The organism is Rhodovulum visakhapatnamense, from assembly GCF_004365965.1.
GTDB classification, from domain to species: domain Bacteria; phylum Pseudomonadota; class Alphaproteobacteria; order Rhodobacterales; family Rhodobacteraceae; genus Rhodovulum; species Rhodovulum visakhapatnamense.
Genome location: NZ_SOEB01000004.1, coordinates 17,555 through 33,525, shown reverse-complemented (window position 1 = coordinate 33,525; position 15,971 = coordinate 17,555). Strand labels below are relative to the sequence as shown.

Genomic DNA, 15,971 nt, shown 5'->3' with positions numbered 1-15,971 from the left:
CTCAGAAGCGCGCACCGCCGACCTCCCGGATGCGGGCCGCGGCCGAGGCCACGGTGGCGTCGATGGCGGCCTCGGAATGGTCGGCATTGATGAAGAAGCGCAGCCGCGCCTTCTGGTTGGGCACGGCGGGCGCGATGATCGGAAAGGCCTGGAACCCGTCCTCGAAGACCCGGTTCGAGGCCAGCGTCGCCTTCAGGCTGTCGCCGACAATCAGCGGCGCCACCGCAAAGCCCCGGCCGAGCCCGCAATCGAGCCCCTCCGCTTCGGATGCCGCCAGAAACCGTGCCGAGCGTGCCTTCAGCCGGGCCACCCGTTCGGGTTCGGCCTCGAGGATCTCGAGCGCGGTCAGCGCCGCGGCGGTGTTGGGCACCGACAACCCCACCGAATAGACGAAGCCCGGCGCGGAATGGCGCAGGATCTCGATTGCGGCCTCCGACCCGGCGAGGAACCCGCCGCAGGAACAGAAGGTCTTCGACAGCGTGCCCATCAGCAGATCGACCCGCCCGGGCGCGATCCCGGCCTCTTCGCAGAGGCCGCGTCCCGTGGCGCCCAGAACGCCCACCGAATGCGCCTCGTCGACCATCAGCCAGGCCTCGAACCGGTCCTTGATCCGGACCAGCGCGGCCAGGTCGGGAATGTCGCCATCCATCGAGTAGAGGCCCTCGACCACGATCAGCACGCGGTCATAGCGCTCGCGGTTGCGCGACAGCCAGTCTTCCAGCCAGGCGCTGTCGTTATGGGGCACCGAGACATGATCGGCGCCAGAGGCGCGCAGCCCCTCGAAGACCGAGTTGTGGGCAAAGCTGTCGACCAGGACCACATCGCCCGGGCCGGTCAGGGTGCGGATCGCAGCCAGGTTGGTGGCATGGCCCGAGACCGTCGCCAGCGCCGCCTCGGAGCCTAGAAACCGGGCCAGCCCGGTTTCCAGCCGCCGGTGCAGGCTGAGATCGCCGCCGACCAGCCGCGAGGCCCGGGCCGAGACCCCGAATTCGGCCACCGCCGCGCCGACTGCTGCCGCGAGTCTGGGATCGCCGTTGATCGAAAGATAATCGTAGCCCGAGAAATTCTCGACCCAGCGCTCGCCGATGCGGACCCGGGTGCCGTCGACGGCTTCGGTCTCGCGGAAGAACGGGTTTTCGACATCGAGCGCGGCGGCCGCGCTGCGGGCCACCGCGACCTGACGATAGGCCGGATGGGTGGTGAAATCGGCCCGGCCCGGCCCGGCCTTGGCCGCCGTTGGCGCGGCGACCGCGCGCGGCGTTCCCGCATGAAGCGCGCGCAGACGGTTCAGCGTGTCGCGTGTGCCTGTCATCTCAGCGGCCTCCCGAACTGCCCTGGGCGCGTTGGCGGATCTCGTCGAGCTGGCCCTTGTCGAGCGTCCCGTCGGCCAGATGGCGGCGTGCCATTTCCTCGACCATGGCGTCCCCGGCCTCGGCCTCGGAGGTGCCGCTGGCCTCGATGATCCGGTTGACGAGCCCGGCAAGCGTCAGCCCCTCGTCGATCGACATGACCGGCACGGTCACGCCCAGCCGTTCCTCGACGGCCATCCTCAGATTGATCGCCATCAGGCTGTCGAAGCCCATCAGCTCCAGCGGCTGGCGCGGGTCGATATCGCCCGGCGCCGCGCGCATCAGCTGCGCCGCCTCCTCGACCAGAAGCCGGGTCAGGAGCTTGCGCGCCTCCTGCGGTCCCTTGGTCTGCAACAGCGCGGCCAGGTCGAACGTGCCGGGCCCGGTGGCGCTGGCGCGGATGTCGATCAGGTCGAACAGCGGCGTGCCCAGCACCGGCAGCGTGCCGGCCATCCGCGACCAGTCCATCGGCGCGACGGTCAGGGTCGGACCGCAGGCCCCGGCGGCCAGAGCCCGACCCAGCCGGTCCAGTGCGGCCTCTGTCGTCATCGGCGGAAGCCGCTTGGCCAGCGCCTCGCGCAGACCGGTTTCGCGGGCCAGATAGCCCGCATCGGCAATCGGCCCCCAGGCGATGGCAAGCCCCGGCAGACCGGCCTCGCGCCGCGCCCGGGCCAGGCCTTCGAGCCCCCGGTTGGCGGCCACATAGGGCGCCTGAGCGGGGTTGCCGAAGCGCGCCGCAATGGAACTGAAGACCCAGAAATGATCGAGCGCATCGGTCCGCGTCAGCCGGTCGAGCGTCTGCCCGCCGACGAGCTTCGGCCTCAGAACCGCCGAAAGCCGCGTCTCGTCGAGATCGGCCAGCAGCGCGTCGTCGAAGATCGCGGCGGCATGGACCACCCCGCGCAGCGGCACCTCCGAGGCACGTATCTGCGTCAGCGCGGCGTCGAGCGCGGCGGCATCGGCCACGTCGCAGGTCAGCGCCTCGGCCGCTGTGCCGAGCCCGTCGAGCGTGCCGGGGTCGACCCGGCCGCTTCGGCTCATCAGCCAGAGATGTTCGGCCCCCTGTGCCGCCAGCCAGCGCGCGGTGGCAAGCCCGAAGCCCCGGGTGCCGCCCACCACCAGCCAGCCGCCCCGGATCGGGGCCGCCGCGGGCCGGGCGGTTCCGCGCTCTTTCGGCGCGGTCAGGACGATCTTGCCGACATGGGCCGCGCGCTGCATCGTGCGGATCGCCTCTGCCACATCCTCGGCCGGGAAGGCGGTGACCGGAAGCGGCTGATAGACCCCCTCGGCGAAGGCCTCGCGCAGGCGTTCAAGCGTGCGTCGCGCCGCATCGGGCCGGTGCAGCAGCAGCTGGTCGGCATCGACGGCGTGAAAGGCGATATTGTTGCGCATGGCATGCAGCGCGATGACGTTGTTTTCGTAAAGATCGCGCTTGCCCAGTTCGACGAAGCGGCCGAAAGGCACGAGGCAGGCCAGCGAGCGTTCCATCGCCTCGCCCGCCAGCGAATTCAGCACCACATCGACCCCGCGCCCGCCGGTCGCGGCCATCACCGCATCCTCGAAACCGGGGCTGCGGCTGTCGAACACGGCCTCGGCGCCCATCGCCGTCACCAGCCGCCGCTTGGCGGGGCTGCCGGCCGTGGCGAAGACCCGCGCGCCCAGCCTACGGGCGACCTGCAACGCGGCAAGGCCGACGCCGCCCGCGCCGCCATGCACCAGAACCGTTTCGCCGGGGGCAAGCCGGGCCACCTCGGTCAGGGCGTAATCGGCGGTGACGAAGACCACGGGCAGCCCGGCGGCGGTTTCCAGATCGACGGTTTCGGGCAGCGGCATCACCGCCTCGGCCCGGGTGATCACGCGGTTGGCCATCGCATGGGGCGCCATCGCGATGACCCGGTCGCCGGGGGCCAGCCCGGCCCGGGCACCCGCGCGGGTCACCACGCCCGCGCATTCCATGCCAAGGCAGGGGCCCGAGAACCCGGCCTCCAGCGCCTCGGGGGGCAGCACGCCCTGGGCCCACATCACATCGCGGAAGTTGAGCCCCGAGGCCACCGCCTCGATCTCGACCTCGGTCGGCTGCAGCGGGCGGTCGGGCAGTCCGGCCCAGACCAGACCGTCGAGCGCCACGCCCCGGCGCTCGGCCACCAGGCGGCGCGGGCCGGCCCCGGGGGCGAGCGGCCGCACCGGCACGACGCGCGGCGCGGCGGCGCCCGCGGCGGTCACGCGGATCTCGGCTTCGGGCGAGGTCGCGGCCAGCGCCGCGATCCGCTCCGGCGCGACGTCCGGGTCCGCGCAGATCAGGCGGATGTCGCGGCCGGTTTCGTTGGCGACGACCCGGCGCCAGCCGGTCAGTTCCTCCCAACGGTCGGTGCCCCCGACCGCGACCCAAAGCGGGCCGTCGGTTTCGGGCAGATCGCGGAAGATCCGGGCGGCGGCCAGAGGGTCGTCGCCGTCAAGCGCCGCGCAATGAAAGGCCACCGGCGCATCGGTGCCGGGCGGCAGCGCGGCCAGCGCCTCGGCCAGCGGGCCGCTGCCGGTAAGGCCAAGCGCGGGCCGGGCCTTGGCGCGGGCGGCGGGGCGGGTGGCGCGGATCAGCCGCAGCGCTTCGGAACCCCGGGCGGTGCCGCTGGCGGTGTCGAGCCCTGCGGCATGGAAGGCGCGGTCCAGCCGGTCGAGCGCGTCGGCGTCGCGATGCCTGAGCGTCATCAGCGCGAAGAGATCGGGCGCCTCTTCGGCCGCGATCAGGGTGCCGCCCGGTGCCACCAGCGCGGCAAGCCGCCCGGCGCTTTCGCGCTGGGCAAAGCTCTGCGCAAGGCAGCAGCCCAGCACCAGATCGGCGGCGCGGGCCTCGGTCAGCGCCAGAAACCGCAAGGGCAGCCTTGTGTCGAGCCGCGCCCGCAACCGGTCGAGCGCGTTGCTGTCCTCTGCCAGCACGGTGACGTGACCGCCCGCGCTCAGCGCCGCCGCGACAAGACCCAGATCGAGCGCACCTGCCAGCGCGATCCGCCCGAGCGGCGCGGCGGCCTCCAGCAGGGTTTCCAGCGTCCGCGCGGCCAGCGGCAGCGGGTCGGCGGGGCGCTCTTCGCCCGCGGCGGCGGCCAGCGCCGATTTCAGCTCGGCCGAGGCGCCGGGCGCCACCTCGGGCAGCAGCGCCAGAAGCGCGTCGGCCGGGGGCCAGGGGCAGTCGGCCGCGATCTGTGGCGCGCCCTCGCCGTGGCCGGTCGATGCCAGCCAGTGCCGGGCCATGTCATGGCGCGGATCGGCCGGGTCGGTGCCGGTCGCGACCCGGTCCCAGGCCAGACGGCTGCCAAGCGCCGCGCGCAGCACATCGGCATCGCTGGGGGTCTGATCCGGGCGGCAGGCCGCCTCGGCGGCGGCCGCGATCGCGTCCGCGCCGCCTCCCGCAAGGGGCACCAGCCGTTCGTCCCAATAGGCATGCGGCTCGGCCGCCCCGGTGGGCAGCGGCCTCAGCCGGAGCCCCTCGAAGGCCAGCAGGGCGGTGCCGGTCGCATCGGCCAGCACCATATTGAAGGCCAGGCTTTCGTCCCAGCCGCCCGCGCGGCTCAGCCGGGCGCAAATGATCTGGCCCGGTCCGCAGACCCGCACCTTGGCGATCCGGGCGGGCACCCGCAGCCGGGCATCGCGGCCCTCAAGCAGCAGCACCGCGCCATGCAGCCCCGCATCGGCCAGCGCCGGATCGAAGCGAAAGCCCGGCGCCGCGTCGCGGGGGGCCAGCGCCGTGCGCACCGCCGCCCCGTCGCGGTCAAGCACCGTCACCCGGGCGAAGGCCGGTCCATAGTCCAGCCCGGCCGCCCTGAGACCGTCGTAAAGCGGTCCGGCCTCGCCCATCGCCTCGGGCGCGGTCACCGGCGCGGGCCGGGTGCCGGTCGCGGCGAACAGCCGGGCCACGGCCACCGGCGCCCAGGCGCGCGGACCGCCCGCCTCGATCCGCATCCGCCGGGCCGTGGGTTCATGGACCAGCCGGACCGGCACGGCGCCCTTTTCGGGCAGTTCCAGAGGGCGCAGGAATTCGACGTCGCGCAACTCGATCTCGTCGGATTTCAGGATCTCGCAGCCGGCATGGGCGAACATCTCGACCATGGCGGTGGCGGGCAGCAGCACGCGGCCGCCGACCCGGTGATCGGCCAGCCAGGGGATGCGGGCCAGGGCGATCTCGCCCTCCCATTCGGCGCTGTCGGGACGCAGCCGGGCGCCAAGCAAGGGATGCTGCGGACGGCGGTGGAAGATGTCGGCCGCGACCGGGCTGTCCAGCCGGTAGGTCTGGCGGTCGAAGGGATAGTCGGGCAGCCCGTCGGCCACCGGCCGTTCGGAGCCCAGCACGCGGGCGCGGTCGACCGCCCCGCCCGCCGCCAGCGCCGCGCGGGCGATGCTGCCCGCATCGCGCTCTTCGGACCGGGTACTGTCGAGGCTTTCCAGCACCCGGGTCTCGCAGTCGAGCTCGGCCAGGGTGTCGCGCAGATAGGTGCGCAGCACCGTGCGCGGCGAGATTTCCAGAAAGACCCGGATGCCGTCGCGGGCCATCGCCCGGACGCCTTCGCGGAAGGCCACCGGCAGGCGGGCGTTGCGCCACCAGTAGACCCCGTCGAGCGGCGCGTCATAGCGGGTGCCGTCCCAGCCCGAATAGAACGGAACGCTGCCGTCCCGGGGCGCAATGCGCGACAACCCCCGGGTCAGCGGCTGGCGCAGCGTTTCCACCGCAGCCGAGTGATAGGGGTAGGAAATCGGCAGGATGCGGCCCGCGATGCGGTGGGTGCGGGCGATGCGCGCCAGCGCCTTCAGCGCATCGTCGGTGCCGCTGACGGTGATGCTTTCGGGCGCGTTCTCGGCCGAAACCTCGGCCGCCAGTCCATGGTCGGCGATCAGCGCCTCGATCCGGTCGCGGGGCGCGGCGAAGGCGGCCATGCCGCCCTTGCCGCGCAGGGGCTCGAAGGCGCGCGAGCGATGCGCGATGATGCGGATGCCGTCGTCGCGGGCGATCCGTCCGGCGGCGATGGCCGCAGCGACCTCGCCCATCGAATGGCCCAGAACGGCGGCGGGCCGCAGCCCGGCCTCGGCCAGCGCCTCGGTCAGCGCGACCTGGATCGCGAAGGTCAGAGGCTGTGCCACCTCGGCCTCGCCCAGCCGCGCCTCGAGATCGGGATCGGCCAGAGTGTCGGCAAGGCCGGGGATGCCGAGCGCCGCGAAGTCCGTCGCGATTTCGGAAAAGACGCCGCGGAAGGTGGCGTCGGTTTCCATAAGGGTCCGGGCGGCGCCCGCCCACATCGCGCCGTTCCCGGCATAGACGAAGGCCAACGGTGCGTCCCGCAGCGTCGTTTCGGCGCTGGCGCCCGGCGCGCCCATCCGCGCGTCGCCCAGCCAGTCGGCCAGCCCGCCCGCCAGGGCACCGGCGGTCGCGGCAGGCAAGCACAGGCGATGGCGGTGGCGCGCGCGGCGCCAGTTCGCGGTGGCGATCCGCGCGCCCAGATCGGCCGGGGCCGCCTCGGCCAGCGCGTGCCAGGACCGGGCAAGGTCGGTCAGTGCGGCCTCGCTGGCTGCGGACAGAAGCAGTACGGGCGGCAGCCTCGCGGCATCGGCATCGGGGGCGTTCTCGTCGGGCCGGGGCTGGCGGATCACCGCATGGGCGTTGGCGCCGCCGAAACCGAAGGAATTGACCGCCGCCAGCCAGGGCCGGTCCGCAGGCGGCAGCGCCCGGGCCGAGCGCGCGACATCGAGGTTGAGCCCGGCAAAGTCGATTTCCGGGTTCGGTTCGTCGCAATGCAGCGTCGCGGGGATCGTCTGGCGGTCCAGCGCCATCTGCGCCTTCAGCAGCCCGACAAGGCCCGAGGCGGGTTCGAGATGGCCGAAATTGCTTTTGGCCGACCCGATCGGCAGCGGCAGTGCCCGGCGGCGGCCATAGACCCGGCCGATGGCATCGGCCTCGCGCGGGTCGCCGACGGCGGTGCCGGTGCCATGCGCCTCGACAAAGGCCAGCGCGTCGGGATCATGGCCCGCCTCGGCCAGGGCCGCCTCGATCAGCGCGGCCTGCCGGTCGGCCGAGGGCAGCGCGATGCCGGGGGTCCGTCCGGCGGAATTGACCGCAGTCGCCACCAGCACCGACCGGACCCGCCGCCCGGCGGCCTGCGCGGTCGTCAGCCGTTCCAGAATGAAAGCCACCGCGCCCTCGCTGCGCACATAGCCGTCGGCGCCCTTGGCAAAGGCCCGGCACAGCCCCTGCGGCGACAGCATGCCCGCCTGCGAGAAACCGACAAAGGGCATCGGCGACAGAAGCAGGTTGACGCCGCCGACGATGGCGGTGTCGATCTGCCCCGAGGCGATGGCCCGGCGGGCATGGTCCAGCGCGAACAGCCCCGAGGAACAGGCGGTGTCGACGATGTAGCTGGGCCCCTGCAGGTTCCACAGATGCGAGATCCGGTTGGCCATGATCGAGCCGGTATTGCCCAGCATGTATTGCGGCCCGGCCATGTCGGGGTCTTGCAGCATGGTCGTCGAATGATCGAGCGAGGCCGCGCCGATAAAGACGCCCACACGCTCGGGCGCGACCGCTGCGGGGTCGATCCCGGCGTGATCGAAGGCCCGCGCCGTCACCTCCAGCAGCAGGCGCTGTTGCGGGTCCATCTGTTCGGCCTCGCGCGGGGTGATGCCGAAGCATCCGGCGTCGAAGTCGAAGGCCGTCGCGACGATCCCGGCGCGCTGCGAATAGCTGTGCCCGGCCAGCCCGGGCTCGGGCGACATCCAGCGTGCCTTGCTCCAGCGGTCGCCGGGCATGTCCGAGATCGTGCAGCGGCCCTCGCTCAGCACCTGCCAGACCGCGTCGATCCCGTCCGCGCCGGGAAGGATCGCGGAATAGCCGGTCACGCAGGAAACGCGGTCGTCGGCGATTTCAGATCCGATGGAGTGGCGACTGATCATTCGGCTCCGGTCCGGCAAAGAAAGAACTGAAATGCGCTTTTCGCAGCTTCGGATAGCGCAGGGGTATTTCGACGGCAAGGTTAACGCATAGACGTCACTTCGCTTCAAGATTGTAGCGCGCCTGGCCAATTGATGAAGCAGGTCTCTGCCGATGCCGATCAAAAGTAAGGCAGTGTGGCACGGTTTGGCCCCCGTTCGCGTCTGCCGGTCGCGGCGCGGACGGGAAGAGCCCCGGTTCATAATTAATTGTTTCGAAGATGAAAAAGCCTGCAACCGTGGTCTGGCCCGGTGCGTGTTTTGGAATGCCTGTGGCGCCCGGTTTCTGCGCTGCGGACCTGCGCCGTTCGGATGGCATGGTTTTCGCCGGGTCGGTCGATCCGGCGCAAGTGTCGTCGAAGAGGCAATCCGGGGGCCGAAACCGGGGGTCGCGCCAGAAGCGCCTCGCCTTCGGCCGGTCTCGTACACGGCCGGGCTTTGCGCATCCCTGCAGCCGCACCGCGTCGCAGATTGGGGGCCTGGAGGGCGGTGCCCGTTGCATCCCCGCGCCGGGAATGCCATTGCGGGGGCCGGTTCCGCCGCCCGATTGGTCCGATGCCCGCTAGCCCGCCTGTCCCGCGTCCCGTTCCCCGATCCCGTCCCGGCCCGGCCTGCCGCAGCGCCCGGGTGGCGGGTCATTTCGGCGAGTTCCTTCAGGGACGGCTGGGCCCCGACGGACCTGTCGCGCTGGTCACCGTGCCTTGTCCGGCGCTGGAGGTTCGCGCGGTCTGGCGTCCGGGGCAGATGGCGGGGCTCTGGCAAGGCGGGCGGCCGGTGCTGGCGCAGGGGCAGGTGGCGCGTCTGGCGCGGCTTTTCGGGATCGCGCCGGGGCGTTTGCGGCTTTTCGTGGGCATGCCGCCCGGTGGCGGGGCGGGCGCCTCGACCGCGGCGCTGCTGGCGGCGATCCGCTGTCTGGCGCCCATCGCGCTGTCGCCGGACACCGAGGCAGCTCTTTGTCTCGCGCTGGAGGGCGCGACGGATCCGCTGATGCAGCCCGTGCCCGAGGCGCTGCTTTGGGCGCCGCGCGCGGCGCGGGTGCTGGGCCGTCTGGCCCCCGGCCCGGGTTTCGAGATCGTCGGCGGGTTCGCGGGGCCGGGGCGGCGCACCGATCCGGCCGATACCGCCTTTCCCGACATCTCGGATCTGGTCGCGGCCTGGCGCGTCACGACGGATCGCGCCGGCCGGGCGCAGCTTGCGACAGAAAGCGCCCGGCGCTGCCATGCGCTCCGCGGTGGCCCGGACCCTGCGCCGATCTGGGCGCTGGGGCGCGATCTTGGCGCGCTTGGGCTGGTGGCGGCCCATACCGGCCCGGCGCTGGGCTTGCTGTTCGCGCCGGGCGATGCGCCCCGGCAGACCGAGACGGCGCTGCGCGCGGCGGGGCTTGGCCGGGTGTTGCGGTTCAGGACGGGAGGCGGACGATGAGTGCGGCGGCGATGCTGGTGGCCCTTGCGGTCGAAGGCGTGGCGGGTTGGCCCGACAGGCTCCATGCCCGGATCGGCCATCCGGTGACCTGGATCGGCGCGCTGATCGCGGGCCTTGAATCGCGGTTGAACCACCCGGGCGATGCGCCCGCGACCCGCAGGCGGCTGGGCGGGCTGACGGTTGCGCTGACCGTCGGGGCGGCGGTGCTGCCCGCCTGGGCGCTGGCCGCCATTCTGCCCGGCGGCTGGCCGGGCGCGGTCCTGACCGGGCTTTTGGCCGCGCCGCTGGTCGCGACGCGCAGCCTTTTCGATCATGTGGCCCGGGTCGCGCGGCCGCTGGCGGCGGGCGATCTGGCGGGCGCCCGCGAGGCCGTGTCGATGATCGTCGGGCGCGATCCGGCGCGGCTCGACCGGGCTGGGATGGCGCGGGCAGCGCTGGAAAGCCTGGCCGAGAACGCCTCGGACGGCATCGTCGCGCCGGTCTTCTGGGGCGTGTTGCTGGGCCTGCCGGGGATCGCGGGCTACAAGGCGGTGAACACGCTCGACAGCATGATCGGGCACCGGAACGACCGCTATGAGGATTTCGGCCGGGTCGCGGCGCGGCTGGACGATCTGGCCAATCTGCTGCCCGCGCGGCTGACCGGCGCGCTGTTCTGCCTTGTGGCGCGGCACCCGGTCCGGGCCGCGAAGACGATGGCGCGGGACGCGGGCGCGCATCGCTCGCCCAATGCCGGTTGGCCCGAGGCGGCGATGGCGGGCGGGCTTGGGCTGCGGCTGTCGGGGCCGCGGATCTATGGCGACCGGGTCAGCGACGAGCCCTGGCTGAACGCGGGCGCGCCCGACCCGGGGCCGCGCGACCTGTGGCGGGGGCTTGGGGTTTATCTGCAGGCGATGGCGGTGCTGGCGCTGGGGCTGGCGGCGCTGGTCTGGGCGTTCGGGGGGTAGAGATGGCAGGCGGACGCGATCACGGGGGCGATCTAACGGGGGCGATCAAGCGGTTCGGCGGGGCGCCCGGCGACTGGATCGACCTCTCGACCGGCATCAACCGGGTGCCCTATCCGGCGCCGCCGGCCTCGGCCTCGGCGCTGCGCGACCTGCCGGGACAGGCCGCGATGGACCGCCTGACCGGCGCGGCGCGGGGCGCCTATGGCACCGGCTGGCCGGTGCTGCCGCTGGCGGGTGCACAGGCGGCGATCCAGCTTTTGCCCGTGGTCGCGCCCGAGGGGCCGGTACGGGTACTTGGTCCCACATATAACGAATATGCGGGCGCCTTCGAGGCGGTGGGCCGTGCGGTCGAGACGGTCCCGGATACCCGGGCACTGGCCGGGGCCGGTCTGGCGGTTATTGTGAACCCCAACAATCCCGACGGGCGGCGCCTGTCCCCCGAGGCACTGGCGCGGATCGCCGGGACGGTGGGTGTTCTGGTCGTCGATGAAAGCTTCGCCGACCCGCATCCCGCGCTGTCGCTGCTGCCGGGGACCTGTCCCGACAATGTGCTGGTGCTGCGGTCCTTTGGCAAGTTCTATGGGCTTGCGGGGCTTCGGCTGGGCTTTGTTCTGGGGCCCGACGCGCTGATCGGGCAAATGGCGGGCCGGGCGGGGCCCTGGGCGGTTTCGGGACCGGCGCTTGAGGCGGGAGCGCTGGCGCTGGCCGATGCGGGGTGGCGAGAGGCCAGCCGTGTGCGGCTGATGGCGGAGACGGCACGGGCCGACGCGCTGGCCGAGGCGGCGGGATGGCGCCCGCTGGGTGGCACCGCGCTTTTCCGCTTGTTTGACACAGGCGATGCCGGGGCGGCGCAGGCGCGGCTGGGGCGCGCGCGGATCTGGTCGCGGATCTTTCCCTATTCGGCGACCTGGCTGCGGCTGGGTCTTCCGGGGTCCGAGGCCGAATGGGCGCGACTTGAAGCGGCGCTTTCGGCCTGAGGGGATACGCGCGGCCCGGGGGCAGAGATCGCCCGCGGGCCGCGCCATGCCTTCCCCGCCGGTCAGGGAGCGGTCGGCGCGGAAGGCGCGCTCCGGGTCACATCATCCGGCTGAGGATGCTGCTTTTCCACCGGAACTGGTGCACGGCCACGGCCGCGACATGGACCGCGATCAGCGCCATCAGCAGATTCGCGGCCGTCTCGTGCATCTCTGCGGCGCTGCCCGATTGCAGGAACCAGGCCGCGGCGCCGACCAGCGGCATCGCCAAGAGCATCAGGTAGAAGGCCCCATGCGTCAGGCGCGCGAGCGTCGCGGCCCAGCCGGGTTCGGCGGCGGGCAGGGCGGGGACGCCCTCGTCGCGGCGCAGCTTGAGCCGCCAGACCATCAGCGCGAGGATCGCGAAGCCGAACAGGATGTGGCCGGTGGCGACGGGCGAATAGACCCACTCGCCGGTCTTCATGCCGCGGCCGAAATCGCGGCCGATGGCATCGAAGACCAGGTATTGCGCCGCGACGAGGACGACCACGCCCCAATGCGCGAGTTTCTGTCGGAAGGAATAGGCCTCGGGGTTGGCGGGGCCGCTGGCGTTGGTATCGGACATTTCCGTCTCCTTGCTGGGCGGTTGACTGGGCGGGCGGCACGGGTTTGACCCCGGCGCCGGAACGGGCGCAACCTGCGCCCGCCCAGACCCCCGTTCAAGGCAATTCATTGTGTAGAGGCAAGAGGTTGGGTCTTCAGGTCCCGGTCAGCTTGGGGGGCTAGCATGCCGCGCCGCAGGGGCCGGGCGCGCCCGGTTCGGTTACCTCGAGCCGCATCGCCGCGTACCAGTCGGCAGAGGCGCGGATCTCGTCGTCGGTCAGGTCGGCGGCGATCCCGGACATGATCTCGTGGCGGCGCTTGCCCGAGCGGAACGCCTTGAGCTGGGTGGCGAGATAGATGTTGGTCTCGGCCGCCAGGTTGGGGGCGTCGGGATTGACCGCGATGCCGGTTTCGCCATGGCAGGTGACGCAAAGCGCGGGCGCGGCCGAGGCATCGGCGCCCGGCGGCAGGCTGGCGCGGGCGGTATGGGCCGAATACCAGGTGGCGACATTGGCGATCTGGGTGTCGGTCAGACCGCGCGCGACCACGGTCATCATCTCGTGTTCGCGTGCGCCCGACCGGAAGGCGGCCAGCTGTCGGGTGATGTAGCTGACCGGCTCGCCTGCGATATGCGGGGCGATCGGCACCTGGGCCACGCCCTGCAACCCGTGGCAGACCCGGCAGAGCCCCGCCACCTTGCGCCCGGCCGCAAGATCGCCGGGGGCGGCATCGCCGAAGGCGGCGCTGGCGAGCATCAGCCCGCCCAGCGCCAGGGCTGACAGGCCCTTCATCACATCCCCTCGTACCAGATGCGGTAGATCGCCCCGGCCAGGTCGTCCGAGACCAGGATCGACCCGTCGCGCAGCTGCGCGACATCGACCGGCCGGCCCAGATATTCGCCGTTCCCGTCGATCCAGCCTTGGGCGAAGGGTTCCGAGGTCGCGGTGCCGTCCTCGGCCACATGGGTGACCATGACCCGCGCCCCGACCGGCGTCGTGCGGTTCCACGACCCGTGCTGGGCCGAGAAGATCGCGCCCCGGTATTCTTCGGGGAACATGCTGCCGGAATAGAAGGTCATGCCCAGATCGGCGGCATGGGCCGCCATCTCGACTGCGGGCATCACCACGTCATGGGGCACGTCCTGGCCCGCATATTCGTTGGTGCGCACATCGCCCCCGCCATACCAGGGCGCGCCGAAATGCTGGCCCATCTCGGTCTGGTGGTTCAGCTCGCCCGGCGGGATGTCGTCGCCCATGCCGTCGACCTGATTGTCGGTGAACCACAGATCGCCGGTTTCCGGGTCGAAATCGTGCCCGACCGAGTTGCGGATGCCGTAGGTATAGACCTCGCGCCCGGTGCCGTCGGTGTTCATCCGGATGATGCCGCCGATCCCGACTTCGCGGTAAAGGTCCAGCTTTTCCGGCGGCGCGACATTGAAGGGCTGGCCGAGCGAGATGTAGATCTTGCCATCCGGGCCGATCTTGCAGACCCGCGCGGTGTGATTGTAGCTTTCCTCCTCGGGCGGGATCAGCTCGCCTTGCTTGACCAGGTTGAAGGCCGCGACATCGGGGCTTTCGTAGAAGAACTCGGCCGCCGGAAACAGCAGCACGCGGTTCTGTTCGGCGATGTAGAGAAACCCGTCCTTCGAAAAGCAGGGCCCGTTCGGGATCGCGAATTTCAGCGAGGGGGCAAAGTCCTTCACCTCGTCGGCGACGCGGTCCTTGTTGCGGTCGGTGACCGCCCAGACCTTGTCCTTGCGGGTGCCGACGAAGGTGACGATGCCCTGCGGGCCGACCGCCATGTGCCGGGCATCCGGCACCACGGCATAAAGCCCGATCCTGAAGCCCTCGGGCAGCGTGATCCGCTCGAGCGTCTTGCGGATCCCGTCGGCAAAGGCGTCCTCTTGCGGGACATAGGTGAAGTCGGTGGTGCCGGTGGTCTGGAAATTGCCCAGCTTTTCCAGATTGTCGGGCACGTCCGCGCCCTGGGCGAAGGCCGGCATGGCAAGCACGGCCGCCGCGGCCGCGCCGATCAAGGTGGTTTTCATCTTTCCTCCCTTCGGGGTTCTCCCCGTTTCCGGCCCGCGATCCTCCCCTGCGGGCCGACAAGAGCCTAGCACGCGGCCCGGGGCCGGCATATCCAACGTTTGTCTGTATCGTCAGGGAGAAAGATGTTTTTCGACAAGGGGTTGGGGGCGATCAGTCGCGCGGCTTGAAGAGCGCGAACACCAGATCTGCGGCCACCAGCGCGACGGTGATCGCGATCACCGCCCAAAGATCGACATGCGGCACCTCAAGGGCGAGAATGCCGACGAAACCGAGGAAGACGGCGAAGGCGAAGGCGGCAATCAGGCGGTCCATCGGGGCTCCTTTCCCTTGGGCACGGTGGCGGGGCTCAGGCCCCGGCCCAGCCGTAAAGCCAGTGCGCGGTCCGCAAAAGCCGCGCGTCGTCGCCGCGGGGGCCGACAAGCTGCACCCCCATCGGCAGGCCGTTTCCGGCGGTCAGGATCGGCACCGTGACCGCGGGCGTGCCGCACAGCGTCCAGAGCCCGTTGAAGATCGGATCGCCGGTCGCGCCGAGGCCTTCGGGGGCGGGCCCGGGCGCTGCGGGGCAGAGGATCGCGTCGCAGCGGGTGAAGATCTCGTCGAGACCGGCGTTCAGCACCTTCGGCCAGTCGAGCGCGGCGAGATAATCGCGGGCGGGGATCCGGGCGCCCTCTTCCAGCGCGTCCCGGGTCTCGGGGCCAAGCCGGTCCAGCCCGTCGCGGACATAGCGGTAATGATAGCGCGCCATCTCGGCCATGTTGATCCGGGCGCGCTGGGCGGCGGCGGCGTCGAAGGCCGGGGGCAAGGCGACCTCGAAGACCTGCTCGCCAAGGGCGGCGGTCAGTTCGGCGAAGGCGGCATGGGTTTCCGCATCCGCGCGGTCCCAGCCCGGCGGCTTGACGAAGGCAAAGACCGGGGGCAGCGGCGGCGCGCCGCGGGCAGTGTCCAGAAGGCGCGGCGGCGGGGCCAGCGCCGTGGCCGGGTCGGTCTCGTCGAAGCCGAACAGCGCCTCGGCGACCAGCGCCGCGCCCAGCGGGTCGGTGGCAAAGACGCCCAGGGTGTCGAGCGTGTGCGACTGCATCTGCACCCCGCGCCGGGGGATGGCGCCGAAGGTCGGCTTGTAGCCCGTGACGCCGCAGAAGGCCGCGGGGCGGATCACCGACCCGCCGGTCTGGGTGCCGATGGCCAGCGGCACCATCGCATCGGCCACCGCCGCGGCCGAGCCGCTGGACGACCCGCCCGGGGTGTGGGCCGGGTTGTGCGGGTTCCGGGTCTTGCCCGGATGCAGGAAGGCCAGTTCGGTCGTCACAGTCTTGCCGAGGATCAGCGCGCCCGCCGCCCGCAGCCGCTCGACCACGAAGGCATCGCGCGCGGGCACCCGGCCTGCATCCAGCGCGCAGCCGTTCTCGGTCGGGATCCGGGCGGTGTCGATCACGTCCTTCAGCCCCACCGGCAGGCCATGAAGCGGCCCCAGCGCCCGGCCCGAGACCCGGTGCGCATCCAGCCGCCGGGCCTGGTCGCGGGCGTAATCGGGGTCGATCCAGGCCCAGGCGCCGATCTCGGGCTCGCGTGCGGCGATGCGGGCCAGGCAGGCCTCGACCAGATCGAGCGCCGAAAGCGCGCCCGAGGCCAGCCGGTCGCGCAGGGCGACCGCGCCCAGCTGCATCGGGGTGTCGAGATCCTTCATGC

At 71.9% G+C, this 15,971-nt stretch carries 10 protein-coding genes; 3 read left to right on the top strand and 7 right to left on the bottom strand.

From position 1 onward, the window contains the following. Position 1: 1 nt before the first annotated feature. The gene (locus EV657_RS04695; RefSeq protein WP_134077279.1) at positions 2–1,312 is read right to left on the bottom strand and encodes an aminotransferase class I/II-fold pyridoxal phosphate-dependent enzyme; all 1,311 of its coding nucleotides are present in this window, start codon (positions 1,310–1,312) and stop codon (positions 2–4) included. Between the two features lies 1 nt (position 1,313). Next, complete coding sequence (locus EV657_RS04690) at positions 1,314–8,279, bottom strand: type I polyketide synthase (RefSeq protein WP_166673643.1); 6,966 nt, start codon at positions 8,277–8,279, stop codon at positions 1,314–1,316. A 663-nt stretch (positions 8,280–8,942) separates the two neighbouring features. Here EV657_RS04690 and EV657_RS04685 point away from each other — a divergent pair. Genes EV657_RS04685 through cobD form a run of 3 tightly spaced genes read left to right on the top strand, consistent with a single transcriptional unit; the run spans position 8,943 to position 11,658 of the window. After that, positions 8,943–9,737 (top strand): propanediol utilization protein, encoded by a 795-nt coding sequence (locus EV657_RS04685; protein ID WP_166673642.1) that lies wholly within the window; start codon positions 8,943–8,945, stop codon positions 9,735–9,737. After that, on the top strand, positions 9,734–10,681 hold the full coding sequence (gene cbiB / locus EV657_RS04680) for an adenosylcobinamide-phosphate synthase CbiB (protein WP_134077277.1): 948 nt from the start codon (positions 9,734–9,736) through the stop codon (positions 10,679–10,681). The genes EV657_RS04685 and cbiB overlap by 4 nt, the downstream gene beginning before the upstream one ends. A 2-nt stretch (positions 10,682–10,683) precedes the next feature. Beyond that, complete coding sequence (cobD, locus tag EV657_RS04675; RefSeq protein WP_134077276.1) at positions 10,684–11,658, top strand: threonine-phosphate decarboxylase CobD; 975 nt, start codon at positions 10,684–10,686, stop codon at positions 11,656–11,658. Positions 11,659–11,755: 97 nt separating this feature from the next. Here cobD and EV657_RS04670 read toward each other — a convergent pair whose 3' ends face one another. The 5 genes from EV657_RS04670 to EV657_RS04655 all read right to left on the bottom strand — a co-directional run bounded on the left by EV657_RS04670 (position 11,756) and on the right by EV657_RS04655 (position 15,969). Then, positions 11,756–12,259, bottom strand: a complete 504-nt coding sequence (locus tag EV657_RS04670) for a cytochrome b (RefSeq protein WP_075784043.1) — start codon at positions 12,257–12,259, stop codon at positions 11,756–11,758. Positions 12,260–12,416: 157 nt separating this feature from the next. Further along, entirely contained in the window at positions 12,417–13,028 is a 612-nt protein-coding gene (locus EV657_RS04665; RefSeq protein WP_134077275.1) for a c-type cytochrome, read from the bottom strand. Then, entirely contained in the window at positions 13,028–14,284 is a 1,257-nt protein-coding gene (locus EV657_RS04660) for a PQQ-dependent sugar dehydrogenase (protein WP_134077274.1), read from the bottom strand. Before EV657_RS04660 ends, EV657_RS04665 begins: the two co-directional genes overlap by 1 nt. Positions 14,285–14,435: 151 nt before the next feature. Beyond that, positions 14,436–14,597 carry a hypothetical protein gene (locus EV657_RS21460; RefSeq protein WP_165828208.1) on the bottom strand — a complete coding sequence of 54 codons (162 nt, stop codon included), beginning with the start codon at positions 14,595–14,597 and terminating at the stop codon, positions 14,436–14,438. Between the two features lie 34 nt (positions 14,598–14,631). Beyond that, positions 14,632–15,969 (bottom strand): amidase, encoded by a 1,338-nt coding sequence (locus EV657_RS04655; protein WP_134077273.1) that lies wholly within the window; start codon positions 15,967–15,969, stop codon positions 14,632–14,634. Between the last annotated feature and the right edge of the window lie 2 nt (positions 15,970–15,971).